Raw genomic sequence first — 16,513 nt, 5'->3', positions numbered from 1 at the left:
CGCTGACCTGAAGACAGAAAGAGACGGTGACATGACACAGGAAACCGACCTTGCCGACTTTCTCCGCGTGGCAACGGACGACGAATTATTCCACAAGATGCGCGAACTCGAAGCAAAGAGCGAGAAGGAGGGGCTTGAGGAAGTGGAAGCACTGGTGGATTTGACAGCCACGGAGATCGAAAACCGGTTTCCTGGCCAGTCGCTCGCTCCCTATGTCCGCTGGAAACAGGACCGGCTCCTCTGATGCGCGGTAAAGTCGGCGTTTGCCTTATTGTCTGGCCTGCCGCCGCTCGATACGCATTCTCGCAAATGCGTCCGGCAATATGTCGGGAAACGAAAGCGACTCCTGCGGCTCTTTGCTGACGAGCCCTTCAAAAAGCGCCAGATACTGCGCCGCACTCTTTTCCCAAGAAAAGTTGGCACGCATGGCCTGGGCTTGGAGGCGCTTGAGGAGTTCCCTGTTGTTGAACGCAGCGATGGCGCGCTCCAGCGCCGCCCGCAGGTCGTCGATATTTGCCGGTTCGAACTGAAAGCCGGTAGCAACCCCCGCATCTATGGCGGCGTCGTTGGCGTCGATGATCGTCTCGGCCAAACCTCCGGTGCGGCTGACGATGGGTAAGGCGCCATATCGCAATGCGTAAAGCTGGGTCAGGCCGCATGGTTCGAAGCGCGAAGGCTGGATGATGAAATCCGACCCCGCATGGATCATGTGGGCCAGACGTTCGTCATACCCGATAAGGGCACAGACCATTTCCGGATATCTTTTCGACAGGTCACGCAGGCCATCTTCCAGTTGCCCGTCTCCTTCTCCGTGAACGATCAGCCTGCCTTTCCGCGCGATGATGAGGGGAACAACATCGAGCAAAAGATCAACGCCCTTTTGCCAGGTGAGGCGGCTTACCACACCAAATACCGGGCCCTGTGTGTGGGCAAGGCCCAGAGCCTGAAGCAGCGCATATTTGTTCAGGCTCCGCCTTGCCACGGTCGCCGACATGAAATTCGCGAGAATGAAGGGATCGGTCGCAGGATTCCAGACATCCTGATCGACGCCGTTGACGATGCCGCGCACACTTTCGCTTCGCGTGCCGAACACGCCATGCATGCCCATACCGGCTTCCGGTGTCAGGATTTCGCGCGCATAGGTTGGACTGACCGTGGTGACGGCCGATGCGGTCGTCAGGCCGCCCTTCAGAAAAGAGATGTCGCCGTAATATTCGAGGCATTCCACCGTGCAGAGCTCGTCCGGAAGCCCCAGAACCTTCGCGCGCGAAAAAGGATATTGACCCTGAAATGAGAGGTTGTGAATGGTCAGGACGGTCGGCACCTCGCCCGGCGCCGCGTTGGCGAGATAGACACAGGTCAAGGCGGCGTGCCAGTCGTGAACGTGGACGATATCCGGCCTCCAACCCGGCATTGATCCAAGGGCAATGTCCGCCGCGGTCTTGGACAGGACGGCGAACCGGAGGTCGTTGTCCGGAAACGGGTGGTCCTTTTCGCCGTAAGGATGCCCATCCCGGTCAAAGAGGTCGGGCGCATCGAGCAGCAGCAAATTCTTCTGGTCGGCAACGAGCGAATATACCGTAACATCCTGTCCCAGCACGCTCCCGGAGAAGCAGGGCTGGTGCCCGCGGATGAAGGGACGCAGTTTGCGATAGAGCGGCAGCAGCGTGCGCACCTCCGCACCCAGTTTGGCAAGCGCGTCCGGCAATGCTCCCGTCGTATCGGCCAGCCCGCCGGTTTTGATGAAAGGGAACATCTCGGCCGTGACGGCAAGAATCTGCATGAATGCCTCCGCATTTCGTCGATCTGTCATCGTGAGGAGACGCGGGGCTTCTATTGTTTGCAAAGCCTCTCGCCGCTCTAGTGGGTGTGCCGTGTCACGGGGGCAGGCGGCGGCGCTCAGAAGGACGGCCGATCCGCAATTCTGCCTTGGCGCCGCAGAACGCTATCGATCCTGCTGATGTCCCTGATGGGTGGTGTTGATTTTTATGTTGGCCTGTCGTCCCGTGCGGGTGGAGGCGTTCTTCTCCTTCGCAGAAGAGGCTTCCTCCGCATTGAGGCGCTCATTGTCGCCCGGGCCCTTGTCCGTTTGGTTGTCTTTCGGAATGGGGAGCGTTTTTCTGGTCATTTTGAACCTCGTTCGCATCTGGTGCTGATCGTTTCGATCGAACGAGTCGAACCCTGCTTCCGAGCGATTGTTCCCGTCCGTTTCGTCGCGGTCGCTAATTTTCCACGCGGCGTTTTCGGGGTTAATCGCTGCGCAGGAATTCCTCTTTGGCCTGAAGCCAGTCCTGCGTGCTGACGAGGGTCAATTGTGCCGCGAAACGGCCCCTCAATACCGTCTGCGAGGCATCATGCGTTGCATCGCGTGCGCTGCAGACGGCGTCCTCAAGAAGGAAGATGCGATACCCCAGATCCACCGCCCCCAGCACGGTTGCGAGTACGCAGACATCCGTTTCCCCACCGGAAATGACAAGCGTGCCGACCCCTTGGCCTACGAGTTTTCGGTGCAGGCGACCATCCGTCCAGGGGGAATAGGTGGTTTTCAGGAATTCTTCCGCAGGTGGAACGTAGCCCGCGAACTCGCGGACGATATCGGTCATTTCGGGGCGAAGGTACTCGCCGGTCATCATCCACCATTTCTCATAATAACGCCCCCACCGCCCAGAGGCGGCGTCGGCATCCGGCGGTGGGATGAAGCGGGTGAAAATGGTCGTGTGCGGCGAGTTCTCAACCACCCGCCCGACATTGTCGATGATGCGCGGCATCCAGTCCACGTGCCATGGCGTCTCTTCCGCAAACATGCGCTGCATGTCGATGCAAAGATGACACCACCGGGGAAAGAGGCCCTCTTCAGAATTCATGGGAATGTCCGAATGATTTGTGGGTCAGCTACCGTCAGCTAACAATCCGGTCCGCCGAAAGTTCCGCCCGCACGGCCGCCTTAGCCCCGCCGCATCGACGACCCAAGGGCCTACGCCCGGCGTTGGCCGGCGCGCCTCATTCTGAAATAAAGCGCCGACATTTCATGGAGCTTGCCGGGATCGACAAGGCCCCGATTATACATTTTGAGGACGTAACGGGCGACGTCCTCCAAGCAAAGGCTGGGATCGTGCTCTCCGGCCAGGACGCTGTCATAAGCCGACTTGACCGTATTGATATCGTCATTCAGGAAGATACCCGAACTCTGATAGGCGCGATAGGCGGACAATTTCACCTCCTTGGCGGCTGCGTTTGCGAGGCCGAAAAAGGGATCACCTGTCTATCTTATACGGAAAAGAGTGGAGGTAAATGGTCGTGACCGTACCGAAGGCGCCGATCTGCCTATAATGCGAGATTATGTCTTCCGGCCACTTCGGGTATCTGCGCATGAAAGCGCGCGAATACCCGCGCACTTTCCTCCTCTGCCAGCCCGTAATATTCCTGCGCATATGTTTCCAGCGCTTGCCGGTCCCTTATGGTGATTTTCGCTCTCTCGGCGCGGATCAGGCGTTCGCTTTCGAGGACGTGCAGGGCGTCCGTCACGCTCGGGCGCCTCACCGCCAGCATCATCGACAGGAAATCGTGGGTCAACTGTAGCTGGTCGCCACGCACGCGGTCGTGACACATCAGGAGCCAACGCGCCAGGCGCTGGCTGACCGTGCCGGTGGCGTTGGCGGCGGCCGTGCATTCCACCTGCGTCCTCGCGACGTGCGAGGCGCAGATCACGATGTCCGAGAATATTTGATGTTTCGCCATCAGGCTGCGGAAAACCTCCATGTCCATAGCCACCGCCTTGCCCGGCGCCTGAACGACGATCTCGGTTAAGTTCTCCTCCGCGCCGGCGAGTGCGCCGGTGGGTATGAAACCTTCATGTCCGACGATGCCGCTCTCGGTTTTCCGTCCTGATCTGGAAACTACAACGATGGATGCTATGCCCGAGGCGAGAAAAAGCACGCGATCGATGCGCTGACCGGCTGAGAAAAGTTTGTCGCCAAGCGAAAGTGTCAACGATGTCGACGCCTTCAGCACTTCGCTCCGGATTTCCGCATCAAGAAGGGAAAGGAGGAAACCCGTTTCTTCTCGTCCGTTGCTCCGCTCCAGCATAACACTTTGCCTCGCTAGTGTCTTATGCCCCCTCCCTGCGCCATCAAGGCGGAGACAATGTTGTCTATGTCCTCTGAACGTGCGGAGAGCACAAAAGGTCCCGGTTCGCTCTCGAAGACCGGTCGGGGCACGAAAAACAGGTAGGGAACGGCCTTCTCTTCAAGCTGATCGGTCAGACGAAGCATGATCTCCGCCTCGTAGCGGACATCGATGATGGCGGCGGAAAACAGCAGCGTATCGTCATTTTCCATAACGTCGGCCGGGTAGGGACCTATCAGGCCGACCTGCGCTCGGGACCAGGCTTTTGCTATTTCCGGTGTGACTGTGTCGGCCGCGCCGATGACCATTATAGGGAGACGCTTGATAGTCTGCATGCCTTGCTCCTCGCACGCCACCGGCAATGCGTATCTCTATTCAATACTATAATGTCTAACTAACCGTAGTCGGTTCATCCGATTTCATCAAATATATGCGAGATAGCACTACTGTGTAGTTCTGAACATGCACCGGCGATGAACGCGGCACGTCCGGATGCGCTTTTTTCAGGTCTTTTTTGCCAGAGCGGAACAATTACGGGCACGCGGGGTTCGGGGCGTCGTTCACTCAAGGAGACGTAAATGGCTAGTCAAAAAACGCTCGATGATCTGTTTCTGGATGGCCTGAAGGACATCTATTATGCGGAAAAACAGATACTCAAGGCCTTGCCGAAAATGGCGCGCGCCGCGCAGCTCGAAGAGGCGAAACAGGGTTTCCTGCAGCACCGGGATGAGACGCAAGGCCAGATCGAGCGTCTGGAGCGCGTGTTCGAAATCATCGGCAAGAATGCGCGCGGCAAGACCTGCGAGGCCATTCAGGGCATTATTGCGGAAGCCGAGGAAATCATCGAATCCTTCAAGGATTCGCCGGCGCTCGATGCGGGCCTGATTGCCTCCGCGCAGGCCGTCGAACATTACGAGATTGCCCGTTATGGCACTCTGGTGGCGTGGGCGGGCCAGCTGGGCATCGATGAAGGCGTTCCGCTGCTTCAGGCAAACCTCGACGAAGAAGGCGCAACCGATAAAAAACTGACGAAACTCGCAGCGACGGTTGCCAACCCGAAAAGCCAGAAAGCCGCCTGACGGAAATAGCGCTTGGTCCGTCTTCCGCATTTCGGATGCGAAAGTCGACCCGTAAGTGACGGCGCGGGCTGCTTCCGCGCCCGAACCCTGCATAGTCCACGACCGCGTGGCAAATGCCACGGCGATGGAGAAAAAGATGACGACAATTCCGCTGCTCGGCGCATATCCGCTTGAAATTTTCCTGGGCGGCCGCTGCTTCAACGTTTCTGGCGTGGATGAGGCGGTTCGTTTGCTGGAGGAGGAATGGCCTGAAAAGGCAGGCGTCCATTACGCTCGGGCTTTGAGGAGTTGCCGCCTGGCCATGTTGAGAAACGGCTCTTCGGCGGTTGCAAGAGAGCATTTGATTGCAGCATGCCTGGAGGCCGGTATTCCGCTTGGCCCATCGTCGGGTATCGAAAATACTCAGCTGCCGCTCTTTCCGGGGGCGAAAGCTGGCGGCAAAGGGAGTTTGGCGGCCGCGCCCCGCCGTTAAGACCCGGAACAGAAAGCACGAGGACAAGATGGCCGAGCCACGCGACCGCATAAAACCGGAAGAGGACCTCAATCGCCCTGTCAGCGAGGAGTTCGATTCCAAATATTCGCCCGTCGGCGTCGATGACGGTGCCTTTCGCGGACGGAAGCGAACATGGAAGAGGATGATGATTTATGCTTTGGTTATCTTCGCACTGGCTATCGTGATTGCATTATCTTTCCTTGTCGGTACGCATCCTGGCCGCGTATCCTGACAAGTATCCCGTGAGGAGAGGCAGATGAGCGAACGGACAGACGAAAAATCGATCTATTGGACGATTGTCGGCGCAGACACCAATACCAATGAGGGGCTGGCGCGATTGCTTGGCGTCATCCTGGTCTTCATCCTTATCGGCGGCTTTCTCGTCTGGCTGCTGGCCAGCTGAACCGGCGCCTGGCGGATAGATGGAGCGATGCCGTCCGGGATCTTTTTCGGACGGCATCCATACCGTATCCCTTAAAATTTTCCAGTGACCAGGTCCCGGCCTTCAATCGAGACCGGCGCGTTTATTTCCCCGCGCCTGCGTTTCAAGGGAATGTCCACCTGGTAAGGCGCGGCGACTGTCAGCCGGAACGCTTCACCGTTTCGGCTCGATACCGCCCGGTCGGCCGCCATGACGTCCGTCGTCGAGTGACGCAGTGGCATGGCTTCGTCCACAAGGATGAAGTCCATGTGCCGCGCCTTCGCCGATGTTACCGCGAGATAACGGCTTGGATAAACAGCCTCCATGACGCTGCCGACCAGAACGGCCCAGCCATTTTCATGTGCCATGATCTCACATTCGATTTTCTTCTGCATCGCCATCAATCCTCCCTTTCGGCAGTGCCTAACCACGCTTGAAGAAGCTTGTTCCCGCGGCTGGAAATGATTGCTGCCAGCAGACCGCTTATTCTGCCGCCGCCAGAAATTTCGTTATCTTGCGCAGATCGGCGACGAAGGCCTGCCGTTGTAGTCGCGCCTCGTCGCGGTCGCGAAGGCGCAGCAGGTGGGAAGGGTGAATGGTCACGAGAAGGCGTGTTCCGCCAGGGGTGGTGGAGAGATGCCCCCGCTGCGCGGTCACTCCGCTGGTACGGCCGGTGAGCGAATAAAAAGCCGTCGCGCCCATGGCGACGATCAGCTCTGGTTTGAGTAACCGCAGTTCCGCTCCCAGCCACCACGCGCAGCGCTGCACTTCCCCGCTGTTGGGGCGCGCATGGAGCCGCCGTTTGCCCCTTTGTTCAAACTTGAAATGCTTGACGGCATTGGTGACATAACATTGCGAGCGATCGACGTCTGCTTCCTGCAGGCACGCGTCGAGCAGCCGGCCGGCGGGGCCGACAAATGGATGGCCCTTCAGGTCTTCGTCATTGCCGGGCTGTTCGCCGACAAGCACGACGCTCGCATCGGTTCTGCCCTCGCCAAAAACCAGCTGGGTGGCATTCTTGTAAAGATCGCAACGTTCGCAGCCTTCGGCCTGCCTGTGCAATGCAGCGAGTGAAGGCGCATCGGCATGATCGGGCTGAAAGGCCGGTGGGGGGCGGTTCTTGCGGGCTGCGGTCGGCACGGGGCTATTCTCCCGGCGGCGGATCTGCCGCATAGTGGCGTGCCCCGCGCCGGCATAGATAAACCTCCCGTTCCGGATGTCGCTCTATGATGAAGCCGGCGCTGCGAAGCATTGCCTCCACCGCGGCCCTGTTGGGTATGAACCAGTTCGTTGGATCGGCCGCATACCGTTCCTCCACGAAAAACAGTTTGGGATAAGCGGGATCCTCGAACATGGCCCATTCGGAAAACGGGTAATCTTCTTCAAGGTCGGGTATTCTCCCGTCACCCCGCTGGAGCGACTGGAAGAGCATCAGGTCGGCTGCGACATGTTCGTGGATGAGATCGAGCGCCAGCAGCGGATGCCGCAGATGGTAAAATACGCCCATGAAGATCACGAGGTCGAAACGCTCTTCAAGCTTGGCCACGTCATAAACCGACAATTGCCGGAACTCTATGTCGAGTCCAGCCATGATATTGCCGATGCCGGCCTCGTGGTGCGCCTGCCGTTCGAGCTGGATGGTCATCCATTTCCTGGCGAGCCCCTCGGCTGCGCCATGAACATCTTCGAACGCAGCGGGATTGAGGCAGGGCAGACGGTCGCCATCATCGGTATCGGCTTCATCGGCGCGTTGTTGACGCAGCTTGCCGCCCGCCGCGGGGCACGGGTCATTGCCATATCGCGGCGGCCTTTTTCGCTTGAAATAGCGCAACGGATGGGCGCGACTGAGCTTGTCGAGATGGATGATCACTGGCGGATCATTGAATGTGTCAGGCAGTTGACTGACGGGCGCTTCTGCGATCGTGTCATCGAAGCGGTGGGCAAACAGTGGCCGCTTGATCTCGCAGGCGAACTGACGGCCGAACGCGGCCGGTTGATCATCGCCGGCTATCACCAGGACGGGCCGCGCCAGATCAATATGCAATTGTGGAACTGGCGCGGGCTTGATGTCATCAATGCGCATGAAAGAGATCCGGCCATCTATATCAGCGGAATGAGGAAGGCGGCGGCAGCGGTTGCCGCGGGCGAGCTCGATCCGTCGACATTATATACTCACCGGTATACTCTGAATGATCTGGACCGGGCGCTGAACGATACCAGGGATCGTCCCGAGAGTTTTCTCAAAGCGCTGATAACTTACCCATAAGCGAACCGTGAGGTCGCCTGCATTGATGGGATTCTGGTTTTGCCCGGTTCGATCGCAAGGCCGCGATGGTGCCCAAGGGTACGGAAACGTACATGGCATTTCCTTGCAATTTCAAGCTGCTAAGTTGCCGCGCGTTTGGTGTCGTCGAGCGAGGGGGAAGCGGGTAACGGTTATGCCTGGATCGAGTATTTTTGCGCGCAACCGATTGCTGAGGGCGTTGGGTGAAGAGGGGTTTTCGCGGCTGGTCGCCCGGATGGAGATGATCAATCTGCCCGTGGGCTATCAACTGGTCGGCGCCAACACGCCCATCTCGCGAGTGTGTTTCATTGAGAGCGGTATTGCTTCGTCCGTGGCCCGGACGGAAGGCGGCAAAAGCATGGAGAACATGCTTGTCGGCCGTGAGGGCATGACCGGATGGCCTGTTCTGCTGGGCGCGCGGACAACGCCCGACGAGACGACGATGGGCGTCGCGGGCGAGGGATTCGTCATCGCTGCAGCCGATCTCAGGCGCGAGATGGAACGGGACGCACGCCTTCGCGACCTGTTGCTGGGATATATCAATATCTGTCTGCTTCAGGTGGGTCAGCTTGTCCTCGCAAACGGACAATATGCCCTGCGTGAAAGGCTGTCCCGCTGGCTGCTGATGTGCCACGACCGGCTGGACACCGATGATCTGCCCATTACGCATGAGTTCATGTCTAGTGTATTGGGGGTGCGACGGCCGGGAATCACCAATGAGCTGCATATCCTCGAGGGCATGCGGGCCATTCGGGCAACACGCGGCAATGTGCGAATCATCGATCGCAAGGTGCTCGAGGAGACAGCGGGGGTGACCTATGGTGTCCCCGAAAAGGAATATGAAAGCCTGATGGCGCAATGGCGGGCAGAGATTCCCATCCCCTCAGGGCTTCCTGTCGAGGGCATCGGCGAAGGGAACCACTTTTAAGAGCTCGCGGGCCGAATCGCGGATCACGACGCATCCTTCCGAGATGTCGCGTCCCTGAAGGATCGCCTCGCTCATCAGTTCGCGGGCGTCCTTGTGGGCTTCCTCTATGGCCTGATCGAGCGAGGCGAGATCACTTCCCTCGTTATCATCGAGAATATGCTGGCCACTGACGATGCTGAAGAAAAACCTTGGCATTGATGTGTCCCAAGAACCAGGCGGCTTCCGGCGGGTTTCCGCCGCCGCTAACCGAATTCCCGCAAAATTTGCGCCTGCTTTTCCAGCCGCCCGGCAAGCTCGGAAATGCTCATGTTCGTCGCACAGAGATGGATTGCGCATTCAAGGAACTGCAGCGACGACCGCCTCAGGAAGTCCTGCTGCTGCTCATACACGATCCGGGAGATGCGATCGGGCTCATGGGGTTTGTCCGTCATCATCGTGCTCCACCAGTTTGTGTCAAAACCGCCTAACTTCGACCCGGCGGAATGGTTTCGAAAAATTCGCCCTGGTCGCCGGGCCGGGAACATTACCCGGGCTGAGTGGTTCGGGACCACCGAAACGACGCAGGAGGCAAAAATAGGCAATAATTCGCCAAGCGACGGTGCGCCGGGCACCACCGACCAATCGCCGCGCTGGGAGGGGCCGGAAGAAAACAGGCCGCGCGGCTACCTGAAGCCCAAGGACGATCCAGAACGTGACAGGGACGCCGTGGGCGAAAATCTGCGCGATCCAAGGAAAAAACGTGTCTCCGACGCGATGAAGACCAAGGACGACCAATAAGACAGGAGGAAACGATGTCGACCTCGACAAAGACACCGGCAAGTATCCGCCAGGGCGGCCCCGGCGCGTCCCATGAAAACGCCAAGGCGCCGCTGGACATCAAGAAGCCTCCGGCAGACAGCGACAGGCGCTCCCAAAGCAAGGTCTCCGGCGGTGGCGGCGAGCGCGACAGCCATCACACGCATGATCCGAAGCGAAAATGATGCCGGGTCGGGAGAAGACCGATGAAAAAGGGCAAGAAGAAAAAGAAGTGGTCGCAGAAGGTAACCAGCGAAAGCGATGCGCTTGATCTCGAGAAGGATGTTTTCACGAAAAAGGATCCCACTGGCATTGCCCGGTCGCTGAAAGCCTCGACGGAGCACTCGACACGGCGCAAGGCCAACCCGTTCCGCTCTGCGATGTCGATGCTGGTTTTCTATATCAATCGGGCAGGTGGCAAACTTCCGAAAGAGCGTAAAGAGGTTCTGGAGGAGGCAAAGGACAAGCTGAGAAAGGAATTCGGCAAGTCGGGATAGGGCGGTTTTTCCGGGAATTCATCAGTCGGCGCTGCCGCCGAATTGCCACGAAAACACCCAGATTCATTCAGCCACAGTTCACCCGGCGAGGCGCTAAATCGCTCTATCCCATAAGGAGGGAGATGCGATGCGTAAGATGATTTTAACCGCTGGAGTAATTCTCGGCGCCCTGTTGGGCACTGGCGCGAACGCCATGCCCGTCGGTCAACCATCCGCACCTTCGGCATCCCACATTCAGAATGTGGACTATGCCTGCGGCCGCGGCTTTCATCTGACACCCCGCGGCTATTGCCGCCCGAACGGACCGCGCTACGAGCGTGGCTGGGACCGGCGCGATCGCTGGGAGGGTCGCCGCGAATGGCGCGAACGTCAGGCACGGCGCGAATGGCGCGAGTGGCGTGACCGGCGCGAGTATCGTGACTGGCGAGACCGTCGCGATTATTACCGCTACTGAGCAGACGAGGCCCTCCATCCGGAGGGCCTTTTTGCTTTCCTTCTTTGCGAAATGGCCCCGGGGTTTCTGACCGGGGATATCCGCCCGGACAATTCGGGAAAATCCAGGCAACCTCCGGCGTCCTTCAGGGTTTGCCTCTATCGTCACTGACAAGGAGGACCATCATGGAGATTACCAGACGCACGATTCTCGCCGCCGGCGCGGCAACCGCTGCCGCAGCCATCTTTCCCCGGCCGCACGTGGCGCGGGCGGCGCTTCCCCTCAGCCAGCCGGCACTTCCGTTCGCCGAGGCGGATCTGGCGCCGGTGATTTCGGCAAAGACGGTGGGGCTGCATTATGGCAAGCATCACAAGGCCTATTACGACAAGCTCAATACGCTGGCCGCCGGCACCCGTTATGCCGATATGGAGCTCGATCGCATCGTCGTCGAAGCCGCCCGGTCGAAGGAGGCTGCGGACGTCAGGATCTTCAACAATGCGGCCCAGGCCTGGAACCACGTTGCCTATTGGGATCAGTTCGTTCCGGGCGGCCCCAACCGGCCGCAGGGCGATTTCGCCGCTTCGATCGACAAGGCCTTTGGCGGTTATGACGGCTTCGTCGAACGCGCCGTCGATGTCTCGGACACCGTCTTCGGCACCGGCTGGGTGTGGCTGACGCGTGACGACAGCGGGCTTGCGCTGATCGGCTATGAGGATGGCAACAACCCTGTCGCCGTCGGACGGCCGGCTTATCTCGGCATCGATATCTGGGAACATGCCTATTACGTCGATTATGAAAACCGCAAGGCCGAACACATCCGCGCCGTGCTCGACAAGCTGGTCAACTGGCGGGTCGTGGAGGAGCGCATGAAAGCCTAGCCGCGTTCGCCGCCGGGCCATGTTTCCCGGCGGCTTGCCCTCAGGTGCATTTGAGCTACTATGCCGCCATGGCGGGGAGGCCATGTTACAGGAGGGTTCATGAATTACCGGTTTTCGAAACGGCGCATGGTGTTGAAACTTGCCGCGGCGGCAGTTTCTTTCGGCATGTTGGGAATGACGGCGAGCGCGCAGGGCTTTCCGGATCGGACGATAACGCTGGTGGTTCCCTTTGCGGCCGGCGGCTCCACCGATGTGGTCGCCCGCGTCATCGCTCAGAAGATGGGCGACGAACTCGGCCAGCAGATCGTTGTTGAAAATGTCGCCGGCGCAGGCGGCAATCTCGGCGCCGACCGCGTTGCCCGCGCGGAACCGGACGGCTATACTATCCTGATGGGCACGGTGGCGACCCATGCTCTCAACCCGCTCATCCTCAAGACCAAGCCCTATGATCCCGAAAAGGACTTTGCTCCGGTTTCATTGCTGGTGGTGGTTCCGAACGTGCTGGTCGTTAACCCGAAGCTCAACGTTAACAGCGTCGAGGAACTGATCGCACTGCTGAAAGCCGAGCCCGACAAACACGCCTATGCGTCATCCGGTAACGGAACACCGCTTCATCTTTCCGGCGAGCTGTTCAAGAGCATGGCTGGCGTCAGCATGCAGCACGTGCCCTACAAGGGTTCCGGCCCGGCGCTCAACGATCTTCTCGGCAACCAGATTTCCATCATGTTCGATAATCTGCCGTCTTCGTCAGGCCACATGAAATCCGGCACCTTGCGGGCACTTGGCGTCACCACCAGCGAGCGCGCTTCATCCTTCCCGGATTTGCCGACGATCGCCGAAACCGTACCGGGTTATGAGACCTATACCTGGAACGCGCTCTTTGCACCGGCCGGAACGCCGGCCGAGGTGGTCGACAAGCTGAATGCCGCCGCCAAGAAAGCACTTGCCGATCCGGCCGTCGCCGCCCGCATGGCGGATTTCAGCGCCAAAATCGTCGCCTCCACGCCAGAGGAGCTGAAAACCCATGTCTCGGCTGAAATCGCCAAGTGGGAACCCGTCGTCAAGGCGGCAAATGTCCAGATGGATTGATAGGGCTCGATAGACCGATCTTCCGATTTCCGCTGCGTCCCCAGAGGGGCGCGGCGGGGCTTCCGGCATCATAAGGCCGTGGCCGGGCGCATCGGCCAAGGATACAGTCGCCAAGCGCCAATGTGGCGTTTTCGCATCACTTGCCACAAGGTTGCAAAAACCGGCTTGGCAAGTCTGCCAGGTTCAGCTAGAAATTTCTTTACCGCGTCAGATCGAACCAAGGGAGGCGTTGCATGATACCAGCATTCATCGAAACCCTCCCGCAGGGAATGACCAGACACTAGGTCATATCCATTCGCGGCCCGCCTTTTGCGCGCCCCACATGCGGTTTTGTTTTTCTTCACAGTCCGATTGATCTGACGGGATCATTTTGTCTCCCGCCCGGGCTGTGCCTTCCAACTTCCATTTCAAGGACCGGTCGCCGAGCAGAATGGCGCCGTGCTGGTAAAAATGTCTCGCAAGAAGCTCGATTTCCGCGCCGATGCCTATCGCCATGTGCTCGGCTTTGTCTTTCACCACTGGAGCCACCGGCCGGCGCTGGTGGGTTTCATCATCGTTCTGGTCATCGCCAGCACATTGGCCGAAGTCATGGTGCCGGTCTTCTCCGGGCGGATCGTCGATGCCATCGCCGGCGGCGATGCGGCAGATCAGGCGTTGCGCGCCTTCGTCATCGTGGTGGCGCTGGGGCTGACCAGCGTCGCGCTGCGCTGGTTCATCTTCAACGGCATCATCCGGCTGACGTTGAAAACCATGGCGGATGTTACCAATAACGGTTTCCACAAGGTGCAGCGTTTCTCCACGGACTGGCACGCGAACAGCTTTGCCGGCTCCACGGTGCGCAAGATCACGCGGGGCATGTGGGCGCTCGATTCGCTCAATGACCTCCTGCTCATCGCGCTTCTGCCATCGCTCGTCATGCTGGTGGGCGCCACCATCGTTCTCGGCAGTTACTGGCCCGTCATGGGCCTCATCGTCGGTCTCGGCTCGCTGATCTATGTCGGTGTGACGGTGGGGCTTTCCATGGGATATGTTTCTCCGGCCGCACGGCTTGCCAATGCCTGGGATACGAGGCTTGGCGGCGCGCTGCCGGATGCCATCAGCTGCAATTCGGTCGTGAAGGCCTTTGGCGCGGAAACGCGTGAAGAAACGCGGCTCGGCCAGGTGCTGGTGAAGTGGGATAACCGCACGCGCAGGACATGGAAACGCGGCACGATAAACGGCACGATCCAGAGCTTCATGATGGTTTCCATGCAGGCCGGCATTCTCGGCACCGGCCTCATCATGTGGCGACAGGGACTGGCGACGCCGGGCGACATCACCTTCGTGCTGGCCATGTTCTTCGTGCTGCAGGGATATCTGCGGGACGTGGGGCAGGATATCCGCAACCTGCAGCGCGCCGTCAACGATATGGAAGAGCTGGTGCTGCTTTCCAAGATGCCGCTTGGCGTCGAGGACCGGCCGGATGCGAAACCGATTCATATTGGAAAAGGCGAGATCGTTTTCGATCACGTCACCTTCCAGTATGGCGCGCACGCCACGCCGCTTTATGATGACTTCTCAGTCACCATAAAACCCGGTGAGCGTGTGGGACTGGTCGGCCACTCCGGCTCTGGCAAGACGACCTTCGTCAAGCTCATCCAGCGCCTCTACGATATCAGGTCCGGTGCAATCCGCATCGATGGGCAGAACATTGCCGATGTCACCCAGGCGAGCCTGCGAGGGCAGATTGCCATCGTGCAGCAGGAGCCGATCCTGTTTCATCGCACACTGGCGGAAAACATCGCCTATGGCCGGCCGGACGCGTCGCGGCGCGAAATCGAGCAGGCGGCGAAACAGGCCAGCGCCCATGACTTCATCATGTCGCTGCCCAAGGGCTATGAGACCATGGTGGGCGAACGTGGCGTCAAGCTGTCGGGCGGGGAGCGCCAGCGGGTCGCGATCGCCCGCGCCTTCCTGGCGGATGCGCCGGTGCTGATCCTTGACGAGGCAACCTCAAGCCTCGACAGCGAAAGCGAGGTGCAGATCCAGCGGGCTATGGAACGCCTGATGGAAGGGCGCACCACGCTGGTCATCGCCCACCGGCTTTCGACCGTCAGGGCTCTGGACCGTCTGCTCGTATTCGACAAGGGCAGGATCGTTGAAGAGGGCGACCATCAGGCGCTGATCCGGCTCAATGACGGCATTTATCGCCGGTTGTTCGAGCGGCAGGCCCTGGAACTTACCAAGGGCTTGGTCGCATGACAAAAGCAACGCCGGAGCAAGTGATGCTTCGGCGTTGCCGTGCCGCATCGTCGATCCGCGCACTACTTTTCCGCTGCGGACGCGTATCTCCGAGCAAAAACTGACGGAGCCTGGAAACCACCAGCCTCTCCGGGCGTTTGGGTGTTTGAGTTAAGCCTGAAGGGAGAACAGCCATGGCCGACGATGCCACCGTCACCATTCGCGCCATTTTCGAAACACGCGAGGCAGCCGATATCGCCGTCGAGCATCTGGTCCAGCAGCACGGGATCTCCCGTCCGGATATCTTCATCCAGTCCACATCAGAGCAGAATACGACCGGCACCCAATCTTCACGTGGTGACCTGCCTCGCAGCGATGCGCCGCATGAGGGCGAGATCGAGGTGTCCGCCGATATTGCATCCAGCCGGATTGCAGCTGTCCAGCGCAGCCTCGGTGACGCGGGTGCGATCCGCGTTTCACACCGGTGATGTCAAAACCGGGAGGCCAATTCCGTACCTGCCGCCCGCGCCGCGCACCGCAATGAGGAGCCCGCAATGAGCAACTTCGAACTCTATTACTGGCCGGTCCCGTTCCGAGGCCAGTTCATTCGGGGACTTTTAGCGCATGGCGGGTGTACCTGGAACGAACACGATGCCGGTGCAATCGAGGAGATCATGGGCCGTGATGCCGGCAAGCAGCCCATAGCGTTCATGGGACCGCCGGTGCTGATCGATCGAGAGCGCAATTTCGCTCTCTCGCAGATGCCCGCAATCGCCCTTTATCTCGGCGAGCGGTTGCAGCTTCTGCCGCCGGGCGCCGAGGGCCGCGCGCTCACTGCCAAGATCGTAAACGATGCCAACGATGTGATCGATGAACTGACGCTCGACGGTGGGCGCGAGATGTGGACCCCTGAAAAATGGGAGGCGTTCGTTCCCCGGTTGCAGGAGTGGATCCGTATTTTCGAGGACACGGGGGCGAGACACGGTCTGACCGGCGATTCGGGGTTCATGCTGGGAACGGAGATACCCGGCGTCGCAGATGTCGTCACGGCCATTCTCTGGACGACAGTTGCAGACCGCTTTCCAGTCATCAGGCGCATAATCGAGGATACGTCGCCCGTCATCTGGGCCTATTCCAGCCGAATGAAAGAGACGGCCCCGCTGGCCGCCCTGAGCCGCCGCGCCTTTGACGACTATGGCGACGCTTATTGCGGCGGGCAGATTGAAAAATCGCTACGGAAAGTAGCTGGCTGAGGACCGGGGCATCATCGT

Annotated in this window: 25 protein-coding genes and 2 pseudogenes; 16 read left to right on the top strand and 11 right to left on the bottom strand. The window is 59.5% G+C overall.

The window, feature by feature from the left end; translation table 11 throughout:
• Positions 1 to 31 precede the first annotated feature (31 nt).
• Positions 32 to 244 carry a hypothetical protein gene (locus AGR2A_RS15370; RefSeq protein ID WP_044458872.1) on the top strand — a complete coding sequence of 71 codons (213 nt, stop codon included), beginning with the start codon at positions 32 to 34 and terminating at the stop codon, positions 242 to 244.
• A gap of 24 nt (positions 245 to 268) precedes the next feature.
• On the opposite strand, the gene glgA is transcribed toward AGR2A_RS15370, so the two are convergent.
• From glgA to AGR2A_RS15340, 6 genes are all read right to left on the bottom strand, one after another.
• Positions 269 to 1,783, bottom strand: a complete 1,515-nt coding sequence (glgA, locus tag AGR2A_RS15365) for a glycogen synthase GlgA (protein WP_080823114.1) — start codon at positions 1,781 to 1,783, stop codon at positions 269 to 271.
• Between the two features lie 162 nt (positions 1,784 to 1,945).
• Positions 1,946 to 2,128 carry a hypothetical protein gene (locus AGR2A_RS15360; protein WP_004444486.1) on the bottom strand — a complete coding sequence of 61 codons (183 nt, stop codon included), beginning with the start codon at positions 2,126 to 2,128 and terminating at the stop codon, positions 1,946 to 1,948.
• Between the two features lie 121 nt (positions 2,129 to 2,249).
• Positions 2,250 to 2,864, bottom strand: coding sequence for a cysteine hydrolase family protein (locus tag AGR2A_RS15355; RefSeq protein ID WP_072493716.1), 615 nt, complete (start codon positions 2,862 to 2,864; stop codon positions 2,250 to 2,252).
• A 110-nt stretch (positions 2,865 to 2,974) separates the two neighbouring features.
• Positions 2,975 to 3,211: a hypothetical protein gene (locus AGR2A_RS15350; protein WP_072493715.1), complete on the bottom strand. Its 237-nt coding sequence runs from the start codon at positions 3,209 to 3,211 to the stop codon at positions 2,975 to 2,977.
• Positions 3,212 to 3,324: 113 nt separating this feature from the next.
• A complete protein-coding gene (locus AGR2A_RS15345) occupies positions 3,325 to 4,086 on the bottom strand; it encodes a Crp/Fnr family transcriptional regulator (RefSeq protein ID WP_072493714.1) in 762 nt (253 codons plus the stop codon).
• A gap of 14 nt (positions 4,087 to 4,100) precedes the next feature.
• Positions 4,101 to 4,460, bottom strand: a complete 360-nt coding sequence (locus tag AGR2A_RS15340; protein WP_022563920.1) for a hypothetical protein — start codon at positions 4,458 to 4,460, stop codon at positions 4,101 to 4,103.
• A gap of 243 nt (positions 4,461 to 4,703) precedes the next feature.
• Between AGR2A_RS15340 and AGR2A_RS15335 the strand changes: the two genes are divergently transcribed.
• The 4 genes from AGR2A_RS15335 to AGR2A_RS29610 all read left to right on the top strand — a co-directional run bounded on the left by AGR2A_RS15335 (position 4,704) and on the right by AGR2A_RS29610 (position 6,100).
• Complete coding sequence (locus AGR2A_RS15335) at positions 4,704 to 5,204, top strand: ferritin-like domain-containing protein (protein ID WP_004444481.1); 501 nt, start codon at positions 4,704 to 4,706, stop codon at positions 5,202 to 5,204.
• Between the two features lie 136 nt (positions 5,205 to 5,340).
• The gene (locus AGR2A_RS15330; RefSeq protein ID WP_167378216.1) at positions 5,341 to 5,676 is read left to right on the top strand and encodes a DUF982 domain-containing protein; all 336 of its coding nucleotides are present in this window, start codon (positions 5,341 to 5,343) and stop codon (positions 5,674 to 5,676) included.
• Between the two features lie 28 nt (positions 5,677 to 5,704).
• Positions 5,705 to 5,929 carry a hypothetical protein gene (locus tag AGR2A_RS15325; RefSeq protein WP_004444479.1) on the top strand — a complete coding sequence of 75 codons (225 nt, stop codon included), beginning with the start codon at positions 5,705 to 5,707 and terminating at the stop codon, positions 5,927 to 5,929.
• Between the two features lie 24 nt (positions 5,930 to 5,953).
• Complete coding sequence (locus AGR2A_RS29610) at positions 5,954 to 6,100, top strand: hypothetical protein (protein WP_157952787.1); 147 nt, start codon at positions 5,954 to 5,956, stop codon at positions 6,098 to 6,100.
• A 71-nt stretch (positions 6,101 to 6,171) separates the two neighbouring features.
• On the opposite strand, the gene AGR2A_RS15320 is transcribed toward AGR2A_RS29610, so the two are convergent.
• From AGR2A_RS15320 to AGR2A_RS15310, 3 genes and pseudogenes are all read right to left on the bottom strand, one after another.
• Positions 6,172 to 6,513, bottom strand: coding sequence for a hypothetical protein (locus AGR2A_RS15320; protein WP_072493762.1), 342 nt, complete (start codon positions 6,511 to 6,513; stop codon positions 6,172 to 6,174).
• Between the two features lie 88 nt (positions 6,514 to 6,601).
• On the bottom strand, positions 6,602 to 7,258 hold the full coding sequence (locus AGR2A_RS15315) for a UdgX family uracil-DNA binding protein (RefSeq protein WP_234797367.1): 657 nt from the start codon (positions 7,256 to 7,258) through the stop codon (positions 6,602 to 6,604).
• Between the two features lie 4 nt (positions 7,259 to 7,262).
• Positions 7,263 to 7,703 (bottom strand): annotated as a pseudogene (locus AGR2A_RS15310) (TIGR04290 family methyltransferase); the annotation flags it as partial.
• Between AGR2A_RS15310 and AGR2A_RS15305 the strand changes: the two are divergent.
• Positions 7,701 to 8,384 (top strand): annotated as a pseudogene (locus AGR2A_RS15305) (zinc-binding dehydrogenase); the annotation flags it as partial. The pseudogenes AGR2A_RS15310 and AGR2A_RS15305 overlap by 3 nt on opposite strands.
• Before the next feature lie 172 nt (positions 8,385 to 8,556).
• Positions 8,557 to 9,330, top strand: coding sequence for a Crp/Fnr family transcriptional regulator (locus AGR2A_RS15300; protein ID WP_044458864.1), 774 nt, complete (start codon positions 8,557 to 8,559; stop codon positions 9,328 to 9,330).
• Here the strand turns inward: AGR2A_RS15300 and AGR2A_RS15295 are convergent.
• Positions 9,286 to 9,525, bottom strand: a complete 240-nt coding sequence (locus AGR2A_RS15295; RefSeq protein WP_072493711.1) for a DUF6894 family protein — start codon at positions 9,523 to 9,525, stop codon at positions 9,286 to 9,288. The genes AGR2A_RS15300 and AGR2A_RS15295 overlap by 45 nt on opposite strands.
• Positions 9,526 to 9,572: 47 nt before the next feature.
• On the bottom strand, positions 9,573 to 9,761 hold the full coding sequence (locus AGR2A_RS15290; RefSeq protein WP_004444474.1) for a hypothetical protein: 189 nt from the start codon (positions 9,759 to 9,761) through the stop codon (positions 9,573 to 9,575).
• A gap of 142 nt (positions 9,762 to 9,903) precedes the next feature.
• On the opposite strand from AGR2A_RS15290, the gene AGR2A_RS15285 reads away from it, so the two are divergent.
• The 9 genes from AGR2A_RS15285 to AGR2A_RS15245 all read left to right on the top strand — a co-directional run bounded on the left by AGR2A_RS15285 (position 9,904) and on the right by AGR2A_RS15245 (position 16,495).
• Positions 9,904 to 10,107 (top strand): hypothetical protein, encoded by a 204-nt coding sequence (locus AGR2A_RS15285; RefSeq protein ID WP_022563935.1) that lies wholly within the window; start codon positions 9,904 to 9,906, stop codon positions 10,105 to 10,107.
• Positions 10,108 to 10,121: 14 nt separating this feature from the next.
• Positions 10,122 to 10,310 carry a hypothetical protein gene (locus AGR2A_RS15280; RefSeq protein ID WP_034497806.1) on the top strand — a complete coding sequence of 63 codons (189 nt, stop codon included), beginning with the start codon at positions 10,122 to 10,124 and terminating at the stop codon, positions 10,308 to 10,310.
• 21 nt (positions 10,311 to 10,331) lie between these two features.
• Positions 10,332 to 10,622, top strand: a complete 291-nt coding sequence (locus tag AGR2A_RS15275) for a DUF3175 domain-containing protein (protein WP_080823112.1) — start codon at positions 10,332 to 10,334, stop codon at positions 10,620 to 10,622.
• A gap of 127 nt (positions 10,623 to 10,749) precedes the next feature.
• The gene (locus AGR2A_RS15270) at positions 10,750 to 11,076 is read left to right on the top strand and encodes a GCG_CRPN prefix-to-repeats domain-containing protein (RefSeq protein WP_022563936.1); all 327 of its coding nucleotides are present in this window, start codon (positions 10,750 to 10,752) and stop codon (positions 11,074 to 11,076) included.
• Between the two features lie 164 nt (positions 11,077 to 11,240).
• A complete protein-coding gene (locus AGR2A_RS15265) occupies positions 11,241 to 11,933 on the top strand; it encodes a superoxide dismutase (RefSeq protein ID WP_072493710.1) in 693 nt (230 codons plus the stop codon).
• A gap of 99 nt (positions 11,934 to 12,032) precedes the next feature.
• A complete protein-coding gene (locus AGR2A_RS15260; RefSeq protein ID WP_004444466.1) occupies positions 12,033 to 13,022 on the top strand; it encodes a Bug family tripartite tricarboxylate transporter substrate binding protein in 990 nt (329 codons plus the stop codon).
• A 450-nt stretch (positions 13,023 to 13,472) separates the two neighbouring features.
• Entirely contained in the window at positions 13,473 to 15,263 is a 1,791-nt protein-coding gene (locus AGR2A_RS15255; RefSeq protein ID WP_072493709.1) for an ABC transporter ATP-binding protein, read from the top strand.
• A 173-nt stretch (positions 15,264 to 15,436) separates the two neighbouring features.
• Positions 15,437 to 15,730 carry a hypothetical protein gene (locus tag AGR2A_RS15250; RefSeq protein ID WP_080823111.1) on the top strand — a complete coding sequence of 98 codons (294 nt, stop codon included), beginning with the start codon at positions 15,437 to 15,439 and terminating at the stop codon, positions 15,728 to 15,730.
• Positions 15,731 to 15,796: 66 nt separating this feature from the next.
• Positions 15,797 to 16,495 carry a glutathione S-transferase gene (locus AGR2A_RS15245; protein WP_072493707.1) on the top strand — a complete coding sequence of 233 codons (699 nt, stop codon included), beginning with the start codon at positions 15,797 to 15,799 and terminating at the stop codon, positions 16,493 to 16,495.
• The last annotated feature ends 18 nt before the right edge of the window (positions 16,496 to 16,513 follow it).

Origin of the sequence: Agrobacterium genomosp. 2 str. CFBP 5494 (assembly GCF_900013495.1) — a bacterium.
GTDB lineage: Bacteria > Pseudomonadota > Alphaproteobacteria > Rhizobiales > Rhizobiaceae > Agrobacterium > Agrobacterium pusense.
This window is presented reverse-complemented; position numbering and strand designations above follow the sequence as displayed.